Origin of the sequence: Roseateles oligotrophus, from assembly GCF_014204525.1 — a bacterium.
Taxonomy (GTDB): domain Bacteria; phylum Pseudomonadota; class Gammaproteobacteria; order Burkholderiales; family Burkholderiaceae_C; genus Paucibacter_A; species Paucibacter_A oligotrophus_A.
The window spans coordinates 1-1,759 of record NZ_JACHLP010000026.1; the positions used below are offsets into that span (position 1 = coordinate 1).

Genomic DNA, 1,759 nt, shown 5'->3' on the forward strand with positions numbered 1-1,759 from the left:
ACAAGATCGCGTAGAAGGAACCGTTGACCAGACCCAGCAGGAGCTGGCCCAGCAGAGCAGGCAGGGGGATGCCGAAGAGGTCTGTCATTTCTTCAATCCACGCGCAAAACGTTCAAGGTGGCCAGTGGGATGCGGCCCCGGCCTTGTCGGCCGGGGCCCAGGGTCAGAGCGTCACTTCTTGACCAGCGGGCACTTGCTGTCGGCCAGCTTGGTATAGGCCTCTTCGCCGGGGATGCGGGTCACAACCTTGAAGTAATCCCAGGGTTCGACGGATTCCTTGGGCGACTTGACCTGCAGCAGGAACATATCGTGCACGCCGCGGCCGTCTTCCTTGCGGATATGGCCCTTGGTGTAGAAGTCGTTGATGGGCGTGTCCTTCATCTTGGCCAGCACCTTGTCGGCATCGTCGGTCTTGAGTGCGTCGACGGCCTTCAGATAGTGGCTGACGGCCGAGTAGTCGGCGGCTTGCAGGGAGGAGGGCATGCGCTTCATCTTCTCGAAGAAGCGGCGGCTCCAGGCGCGGGCCTCGGGGCTTTGGTTCCAGTACCAGCTGTCGGTCAGGTACATGCCTTCGGTGGTCTTCAGGCCCAGAGAGTGGATGTCGTTGATGAACATCAGCAGGCCGGCCAGCTTCATGCTCTTGGTGACGCCGAATTCGTTGGCGGCCTTGATGGCGTTGATGGTGTCGCCGCCGGCATTGGCCAGGCCGAGGATCTGTGCGCCGCTGCCCTGGGCCTGCAGCAGGAAGGAGGAGAAGTCGCTGGCATTGAGCGGGTGCTTGACGGTGCCCACCACCTTGCCGCCCGAGGCCGCCACGACCTTGGCGGTGTCGGCCTGCAGGGCCTGGCCGAAGGCATAGTCGGCCTGCAGGAAGTACCAGCTCTTGCCGCCGCCCTTGGTGACGGCCGCGCCCGTGCCATTGGCCAGGGCCACGGTGTCGTAGGCGTAGTGGATGGTGTAGGGCGTGCACTTGTCATTGGTCAGGGCCGAGCTGCCCGCGCCGATGGAGATGAAGGGGCGCTTTTTCTCGGCCGCCACCGTGGCCATGGCCAGATTGGCGCCTGAGTTGGTGCCGCCTATCAGCAGGTCCAGGCCCTGGGTGTCTATCCATTCGCGCGCCTTGGAGGCGGCCACATCGGCCTTGTTCTGGTGGTCGGCGAAGATGATCTCGACCTTTTTGCCGGCCGCCATGCCCTTCATATCGGCGATGGCCAGCTTGATGGCCTCCACGCCGCCGGCGCCGTCGATGTCGGCGTAGACGCTGGACATATCGGTGATGAAGCCGATCTTCACCACATCGCCGGAGACTTGCGCCTGGGCAGCGAGTGCGCCGCAGGTGGTGAGGCTGGCCAGAGCGATGCGTTTGAGGTTCAGGGTCATGGTTCTGTCTCCTTGGGTTTTGCTTGTGGGCATGCGGTCAAACAATGAATCGATCTCAGACACTCAACAACACATCCAGCACCGCCTGCTTCTGGGGCAGGTCCGCGGCGGGGAAGGACTCCACCACCTCACCATGCTCGACCACGATGAAGTGGTCGGCCAGCGGGGCGGCGAAGCGGAAGTTCTGCTCCACCATCACGATGGTGAAGCCCTGGGCCTTGAGCGTGGTGATCATGCGGGCCAGGGCCTGCACGATGACCGGGGCCAGGCCCTCGGAGATCTCATCCAGCAGCAAGATGTCGGCGCCGGTGCGCAGGATGCGCGCCACGGCCAGCATCTGCTGCTCGCCGCCCGACAGCCGTGTGCCCGGGCTGTGACG

Annotated in this window: 2 protein-coding genes; both read right to left on the reverse strand. The window is 63.8% G+C overall.

The window, feature by feature from the left end; translation table 11 throughout:
* Positions 1 to 171: 171 nt before the first annotated feature.
* Positions 172 to 1,380, reverse strand: coding sequence for an ABC transporter substrate-binding protein (locus HNP55_RS23930; protein WP_184304923.1), 1,209 nt, complete (start codon positions 1,378 to 1,380; stop codon positions 172 to 174).
* A 55-nt stretch (positions 1,381 to 1,435) separates the two neighbouring features.
* On the reverse strand, positions 1,436 to 1,759 hold a 324-nt coding region (locus HNP55_RS23935; protein WP_184304925.1), incomplete at its 5' end, for an ATP-binding cassette domain-containing protein.